Source organism: Chryseobacterium sp. DT-167, from assembly GCF_058310155.1.
The window spans coordinates 21,057-29,352 of record NZ_JBZEEQ010000021.1 but is presented as its reverse complement, the minus strand read 5'-3'; the positions used below and the strand labels follow the sequence as shown (position 1 = coordinate 29,352).

The following is an 8,296-nucleotide window of genomic DNA, read 5'->3' as shown; positions in this document are numbered from 1 at the left end:
GCTCAAAGATAATTACACCTAAAATTATTCTGAAAAAAAATTAAAACTTTTTCACATTTTGTAGTAATTCTACGATATTGGGTAGTAGAAGTACGACTTGGCAGTTCAATAATCTATTAATACAAGTTATGTGATTTGACTAACTTTTAATTCTGTGGTATGCAGAATATTATATTCAGAATAAGAATTGCGAATGTCCATCGATTTTATAATTCCGTTTTGTGTGGCAAGAATGTAATTTCCGGTGTACTTTATTTCAATTCTATCAATTAATAATGTTTGATTTAGGATAACCTCATCAGTTTCATCGTTAACAAGTCCGTTTTGCTGAATATCAACCAGAGAATTTTCATTTTCCAGAAAGATTTTAAAAGAGGATTTTCCGTTTTTAAATTCGTTTCTAATGGGTGCAAAAAAAGTTTTAAGCATCCAATCCTGTTTCATTTTTTTTTGAAATAATTCCTGATTTAGAGCAACATATTCAAATTCATCAATATAAATTTCTGTATATTTATCCGGAAACTGATCCAATAGTTTCTCCTTTATTTTTGGGAAATTTTCTATTGTTTCCTTCAAAAGATTGATGGTCACAATTTCACCTTTCAAGTCAGTTTGGATTTCGATAGGATTCAAAGATTGCATACAACTGCTCGCTAAATCGCCTAACTTTTCTTTTACATTCGAAAAATCAGATTTAGAAATATGAAAAGTGTGATGATTGTATTCACTTTTTATCCATTTTAAGGAAAAATTATAGGAAAATGAGTTTTCAGATTTTTTTCCGTCATCGAAAGAGATTTCTTTAACATTTACCTTATACTGAAAATCTAATCCTTCAGGCAAAAAATTTATTTTCGGATTTTTTTCAGGACTTTTGAATGGTGCATCATTTTTTGAGTTGTATTTCTGAATTGTCTGACTGTCCGGAAGAAAAAGTTTTTTCCCCACAACAAGTTCCTCAAAAATGTAATCTTCTCCGGTACATTTCTGATTGTGAAATTCTTTTATATAAAGCGGATTTTCAAGACTGATCTGATCGGCAATGCTTTGAAGCGTGTCACCGTGGCGAATAAAATGGAGGATCATAGATTTATAAATTCCTTAAAATTTTAATGAAAAAAAATACTAATTTGAAATATTCTATTTATTGCATTTTTTTAGTGACACAAACCGCATTTTTTTCTGCCGCAATTAACTGATTAAAAATTTGATCTGAAGATTTCTGAAGATCTATTTTAGGATGAAATTCACAAATTTTCGTTTTATTGTCATTTTCCTGCCAAGAACTCATCTCGTGAATTACCTTATTTACTGTAAAGTTATTATTTTCAAAGCTTATAAAATAGTTATACCGATCTGTACCTTTCGGAAAATTGGTGACAACAGAAAATCCTTTACCATTTTTTTTGATTTGAGAAACCTGATTTCCGCCATCCTGAGAAAAATTTATTGATTTTAGTTTCAATACATATCCTTCATTTTCATAAAAATAAACAAGCAAGCTATCTCCGGTATTGGGTTTATTGCTGAAAATCTTATCTTCTTTTCCGTCATTATTGATGTCAAATGTCATCGCAATAAAATCTTTATTGTTTTGGTAGGATTCTATATCTGATGCTTTTTTCGAACTTGGTTGACTATTTTCAGATTTATTTTGCTGACTGTAAAAATCTACCAACGAATATATTTCCGGCTTTTTTCCTGACTTATAATCGACGATCAACCAGTTATTTTGATATTTGCTTTTATCAAATACAAAGTTTTCATTTTTAAAATCAATTTTCCCGTATTTTAACGTCGGTAGTTTATCTTTTAGACCCGAAGATATTTTTGAGATATAAAAATTAGCATCATCCGCAACAGTATAAAATCTGTCTTCTCCTATCACTTTTTTTATAGAATCAATGTCTTCCAGATCCGGTGAAATTAAATAAATTCCAGATTTTTCTATGATGGTGTCGTTATCTGATTTCACCTCTTTCGGAAGTGTTGCAGTAACACTTACAGAATTCTTTTGACATGAAATATTTAATACAAATAAAGATAATATTCCTACAAAAACGTGTTTTACTTGTTTCATTATTGATTGATTTCAACGTGATAAGCACCATTTTCATCTAATAATTGATGAAGTTCTGATCTTTTCTGCATTTCGGTTTTAAAGTCATTCGGATTTGTCAATCTGCGGATAGAAACATCAAAAGTGTTCATTACATTCGGATCTGCCAAGTGTTTAGAAACTGATGAAGGTCCTAATTCATTGATCTTCGCCTCCATATCCTGAATGATCTGCGCTTCTGTTTTATGAGCATTTGTTCCTGCTGTATAAACATCAATCACCTGATCTCCAGCATTGGCATAAATTCCTTTTTGCTCTGCAGCTCCTGTTCTGGCAATGTTATCATACATAATTCTTGCCTGATCAGCTGGCGTTCTTGCTGTACTGGTAATGTAAATATCATTATTTTTTGACGCGGCTCCTACTTCTTCAAGTACTGTTCTTGTTCTCTGTGAGATGCCACTCTCAAGTGCTGTATCTCCTACAAAATGTATTGTTACACCGCTACTTCCTCCAGAAGCTCCTGCATTGGCACAATCCTGAGGATAATTAAAGATCTTTTTAATTTCTTTTAGATAATCTCTTCTTTCCAGTCTTCCGTTTCCACCGCCATTCACAAGCCAGCTTATGGTATCAATATAATCTTTATCAGCAAGCAAATTCATATTAATTGTCGCATACGAAACCGTACCATCCGGTGTTACCTTAGATATTTGGGTTTTTGGAAACTGTTTCCCGTTTGAATTATCATACTGACTGTATGTAGTGGTAGGAACCGTCCAGGTATCTCCTGCTCCCAAAACTTTACCCTGCGTCCAGAACCAAACTGCAGAATCTACCGCCAGATTCAACTCTTCTGCAACTCTGAGAGGGCTTCCTACAACATCTTCTCCTGAATAGGCTTTGTATTTTTTATAATTATTTTTCCAGGTAAGCTGCATCAATCCTTTCCCCTTATACCTTTCTCCGTCCCCTGCAACTGTATTTCCGTTTCCATTGGCATCATCGTGATGTCCCGGATCATATTTAATTCCGTTTGCGTATTCTAATGTCGTCTGGAATTTATCTGTCTCATGATATACTTGTGTTAAGAAGTGAATTTTTCTGATACAGGTATTTATTTCATGTGCTTTAAATTTTTCATTGATTTTCGCTAAGAAACTTGCATTCGTTTTATCATCTAAATTACAATTGTCTTTATAAAATAAACCTGTTGTATTAGCGACTCCCTCCGATTCCCTAAGTTTTTTAAGGATCGTTTCAAATTCTGCTAATGTGATATCTCTGTTGCAGAAACAGTTTTTCCCAATAACAAAGTAAGCTCCCTCAGCTTTCAGGAATTCTTTATCATGTTGTTTTTCTCCTTGCGCTTTTGCCTGAATGAAAAGTAATTCCTGCTGTTTTTTATATAATTTAAACTTAATTGTTTCGTCCTTCTGATATGTTTTTATAGAAAGAGCTTTAATAATATCGTCTACATAAGCCGATTTACCATCAGCAATTTTTGTGTTATTTGCGTTTCCGCTTTTTGCGTTTTTCAGAATGGTTTCTGCAACTGTCTTTTTAGAATTTTCGTCTGTAATTCGGTTTTCACCTCCAAATTTATAGGTGTATTCTCCATCTTCTTTTCCTTTGGAGACTTTTTCTTTCCATTGCTTTAGTTCATCATCAGATTTTGGTCTCAGATGAATCGGAACTTTTGCTACACCGTTTTCTATCGTAGCAGTAAATTGTGTTTTTTCAGTTCCCGGCACTGCTGTTCCGGCTGCTGTTGTCTGATCCATTTGCGCTTCGGTAATTTCCAAAAGCGGAAGAACGGCTCCTGCAGAACCTTTTATAAGACCATCTTTTTCTTTGACAATTAAGGTCGCTTGTTTTCCATTTAAACCTGAAGTTCTTGCAACCAAGTATACTTTGGCATCAAGTGGAGCACTGTTTATTTTCTTCAATTCAGCGCCCAATTTAAAAGTCTGGAAGGTTACTTTTTCATCTTTATTGTAAACTTCTTTTGTAAGCCCCTGTTTGATGGCTGCCAAAGTTGTATATTCTTTCTTATCGACTAAAGCTTTCACTGCAGGTTTGGCAAGAATTATTTTTGCAATGTTTTCTTTTTCGGCATCGGTTGCTGTTTTGTTACCATTGCTGCCGATTTTATATTCAAAACTTCCTGCAACCTCGCCCGTTTGCTTTGTGTATTCTTTTTTAGCGAAATAAGCATCAAGAATATCTTCAACTCCGGTATCTTGTACAACGCTTACTGCTTTTCCATCAGAAGATTGCTGAGTCGGCGGTTGTGTAGGTTTAATAGTTCCCGGTGATTCTGCCCAATCCCAAAGCTCAAGCTTATTCCACCAATCTGTTACTCTGTCTACAATCCCTTTTTCTTCTTTTTGAGATTGCGGCTTGTCTGCTGCAGGTGAGTTGGCTGCTCTTGGAGGAACGTTTGAAGTTGGTTGTTGATTCGCTTGAGCCGGTTGCGAAGGTGTAGGATTACTTGCAGGTTGTTGTGATCTTGGTTGCGGCGCAGTTGTCGGAACATGAGAAGGATTATTTACATTTACATTATCTGTAGCATGTTTTCTATCCTGAAAATATTCTACAGTAACATAAAATTCCAATTGTTTGGGATCAGTTTCTCCCTGCATTGCTTTTTGCATCAAAGCTCTTGTCAGCATAAATTCTGCTGTTGCCACTCCAGTTCTGTCTACCGTCGCTTCTTTAGTTTCAATTAAAAGATTATTGGCATTATGCCCATCACCTACAGCATCATCTTCCCAAAGAGAAAATTTAAGTTTTTGTCCCGTTAAATTTACACATTGCGCTCTAGCACGCATTTTTTCGGTGTAACTAAAAACTGTTCCGGGAGAATCATCAACATATTGCAATTCGATTTTATTAATTCTCGGAATTGCTACAGGTTGAGGAGTAATTTCAATGGTTGATGCACCATCTCCTTCAGGCTCATAAAGATAGGCTTCAAGACGATAAGTATTTCTTTGAGCTACCTCTCCAAAAGTGAATGTTCCGGAGCCTGTTTTTTTAATATTTGTAGTGGTAAATCTACCGTTTGAGCGTTTTTTGAATAATTCCCATGTAACACCCCCTGCATTTCGTTGATTTTGTGGTGTTGCAGGATACCAGTCTGTAATGGTATATGTAGTCGCTTCTCCAACTTTCGGAGAAGGATTTCCTGATATTTTTGAAACTCCTTTTTTTGACATTGCAGAATGTTTTAAAGATTAATAAGCATCTAATTCACTTTCGAAAACAGTTTCTTTAAACTCGTTCACATCCACCAGAGGATTCATATGTCTGACGATTTTTTCATCAGCATTTTTCACATTCTGCTTACTCATTTCACCACGTTGACCGTGATCTTTAATTGTAATTTTCCCACCTACAGCACACTGAAGCTCAGAAACTTCAGTCACCACTTTTTTGCCCATGACCTTTACTTTATCATAGGTTTTTTGCCATTTTCCGGCAGGAGCATAGGCACAGGGTAAATATCCGCTTGAAGAAGGCTTTAGTTTGCAACGTCCGAAACTCGGACCTGAAGGTGTAAATTCCAGATCATCTTCTGTAACTGCAAGATAATCTGTACTTCCTGCTGCATCATTCCAATAATGCTTCTGATGCACAGTCACTTTATGCTGTGGAAACTGGTCTCCTTGATTGCACTCGCATTTTCCTTTCTGTACGACAAAGTGTTTGCCGTCATGAGATGATGATTGCTCTGACATATTTTGTGATGTTTGGTAATCAAAGATAACAAAAAGTAAGCTAACATAAAAAAAACGGAAAGTAAATTTTCCGTCTTTTTTATAGTATAAGTTATTAATGTTGAGTATACTCCGGTTCTTCTACCGGTAATGTGGTCGGCATGAAATATTCATTAAGCCAATAAAATTCCTGACCGTTCTGCTTTATTTTTACCGCAGGATTGTTCCTGTGGGTAAGCATTCTTTCTGCTAGATCTTTGTAATATTTAAAATAAGTTCTTGCCTGATCATTGGTGATGATCTTTGATTTTTTCCAGCCTTTCAGTTTATATTTTGACATCAGTTCAGCCTCGGAATTGTCAAAACCTGTACTGATTCCTACGGCATAAGACATTGGCTGCTCATATAATTCTCCTTTATCTAAAAATTTCAGGGTTGGATTGTATTTTTTCAAAAGCTTAACATATTCTTTCACTGCTCTTGTTTGTTTAAAATCAGTTCTTGCCGCTCCTGTTTTTTCATAAACTTCAGCGTAGAAAGCTTTAAGCTGATCATATTCTGACTCAGAAATCAAGATCCCTTTTTCCATTCCGGGTTTGAATTCTTTTAATTCTCTCGGAATATATCCTTTCACCAAAAACGGATTCCCGTAATTGATTAACTGTGCTGCGATGCCCGCAGGAACAGGATTCGTCAGTCCCGGATATAAATATTTATATTTAAAATCAACATCCGTTCTTCCGGCGCCAACCGATGAGTGGAAGTATTCGTTCAAAGATTTATCGATCATTTCATTATCCAAAGTCACCTGAGCAATCAGACTGTCAACAGATTTTTTTAAGAAACCCGGTGCGGTAATATCTCCTTTTTTAGGGAAAATAACAAATCCGGGAGCCATACTTTGTTTCGGGAAATCTAATGAGTAGAAACCAGCATCGCCTTCAATTAAATTAAAATTATTCTTCGTTAAAACATCACTCTGATTGATTATTTTCTGCTTTTTCAGTTCGGCGACATTTTTTGCGGTGTTTGTAACAACATTTTCTGCCATCAAAACAAAATCATTATATGTATCTGAAGATCTTGCACTTGTCTGGAACATAATGACTTTTGCCTGAGCCTGAGTCAGCGAATTAATTACCCCATACATATTGCTGTCCCTGTTGGCAGAAGTACCGATCGTGATGACAATGTTGGTTTCATCCGGAACCTCGGAAAGCAGATTTCCGGCTGCAATTAAACCTTCATTTACCGGTTGATTTCCACCTGTACTTTGGCAGTTCATTTCATTGATTTTCTGATCAATAAAAGTTGTTATTTTACTGTAATCTTTGCTCAAAGGTGATGGAGCTACGTTTTCTCCGCATGGATTATTCTTATAAAGTACAACCCCATATTTTATTGAATTAAAATAAGAAGGCTTCTCAAATCTCAGCTGAAGATCCTGAAGAAGCGATTTTACAATGGGTGTGTAGGGTGCGTTTGCAGAACTTACGTCAAGGACGAAAACAATGTTTGCTCTTTTACTTCTCTCGGTAATTTCTCTGTAACGATCGAAGTAAATTTCTGTTCCCAAAACATTGTAGACATAATTTTTACTGTAATCTAATACGTTGGTAAAATACTTTGTTTTGCTATCTGCCGCAACGGTATCAGTAAGTGCTAAATTAACGGGATAAATATTTTCAAGCGGAGTTCTTTTATCTACATCGGTAAGAAAAATTGCAGTTCTTTTTTCTGCATCTGTTCCTCCCGGTGAACCTTCATGAATTCCTAAAGCTGTTTCTTTAATTCCGGTAGGATTTTTCATCTTAAAGGCAGAACGTTCTCCCCATGCCGAAATCACATCAGAACTTACCCATCCGTAAAGTCCTGTACTAATACTGTCCATATCAATAGACGGCTTTTTACCTACTAAAAATCTTTTGTTATTTTCTGCTTTTTTGTAAACATAAACCATTTGACCATTCGGAATTTTCACATTCGCCTGTTCGATCAGACTTGGCGAATTAAAAACCATGATAGAATCGTTTTTGTAATACCTTTCTGCACTTTTTATCACTTCCGGACTGCTCGGAACGACAGCAACACGTACAGGATAACCTGTTTTTTCGCTTTTTAATGAATTGCTCCAGAGCAAAAGATCAGATTCGGGAATCCAGCCATAGGTTTTTACCGATTTTGATGAGACTTTTTTCATTAAAGCATCAGGAATGTATTCTGCTACTTTTACCATGCCGTCCCGGTTTTTCAAAACCATTAGAGGTTCTAAAAACTTCACTTCTTTATATGATTTTTCATCACTCTTATCAAGGTAAGCCGTATTTCTTGATCGGTCTGAAATGGCAATCCAAGGCACAGATTTCTTTGAAAAACCATCAATAACTGGCGAATTGTCAATCTGTCCGTACTGTTTTGGTTCAGGAGTTTTCTTTGACGGCAATTTTACCTGACAGCTTGTAAGCAAGACAGATAAACCTATATAATAAGCTGCTAGAGGAAATTTACTTTTCAT

At 35.6% G+C, this 8,296-nt stretch carries 5 protein-coding genes; all 5 read right to left on the bottom strand.

Going from position 1 to position 8,296, the window contains the following annotated elements; genetic code table 11:
• Positions 1-126 precede the first annotated feature (126 nt).
• Positions 127-1,086, bottom strand: coding sequence for a hypothetical protein (locus tag AC4FQ5_RS19315; RefSeq protein WP_491146030.1), 960 nt, complete (start codon positions 1,084-1,086; stop codon positions 127-129).
• Between the two features lie 58 nt (positions 1,087-1,144).
• Positions 1,145-2,080 carry a hypothetical protein gene (locus tag AC4FQ5_RS19310; RefSeq protein WP_491146028.1) on the bottom strand — a complete coding sequence of 312 codons (936 nt, stop codon included), beginning with the start codon at positions 2,078-2,080 and terminating at the stop codon, positions 1,145-1,147.
• Positions 2,080-5,280 (bottom strand): glycoside hydrolase family 19 protein, encoded by a 3,201-nt coding sequence (locus AC4FQ5_RS19305; protein WP_491146026.1) that lies wholly within the window; start codon positions 5,278-5,280, stop codon positions 2,080-2,082. Before AC4FQ5_RS19305 ends, AC4FQ5_RS19310 begins: the two co-directional genes overlap by 1 nt.
• A gap of 18 nt (positions 5,281-5,298) precedes the next feature.
• Positions 5,299-5,802, bottom strand: coding sequence for a DUF4280 domain-containing protein (locus tag AC4FQ5_RS19300; protein WP_491146023.1), 504 nt, complete (start codon positions 5,800-5,802; stop codon positions 5,299-5,301).
• Between the two features lie 94 nt (positions 5,803-5,896).
• Complete coding sequence (tssR, locus tag AC4FQ5_RS19295; RefSeq protein ID WP_491146021.1) at positions 5,897-8,296, bottom strand: type VI secretion system protein TssR domain-containing protein; 2,400 nt, start codon at positions 8,294-8,296, stop codon at positions 5,897-5,899.

Coding starts and splice junctions, on each gene's coding strand:
- AC4FQ5_RS19305 (WP_491146026.1), bottom strand. CDS start 5,280: ATGTCAAAAAAAGGAGTTTCAAAAATATCAGGAAATCCTTCTCCGAAA.
- AC4FQ5_RS19310 (WP_491146028.1), bottom strand. CDS start 2,080: ATGAAACAAGTAAAACACGTTTTTGTAGGAATATTATCTTTATTTGTA.
- AC4FQ5_RS19300 (WP_491146023.1), bottom strand. CDS start 5,802: ATGTCAGAGCAATCATCATCTCATGACGGCAAACACTTTGTCGTACAG.
- AC4FQ5_RS19315 (WP_491146030.1), bottom strand. CDS start 1,086: ATGATCCTCCATTTTATTCGCCACGGTGACACGCTTCAAAGCATTGCC.
- tssR (WP_491146021.1), bottom strand. CDS start 8,296: ATGAAAAGTAAATTTCCTCTAGCAGCTTATTATATAGGTTTATCTGTC.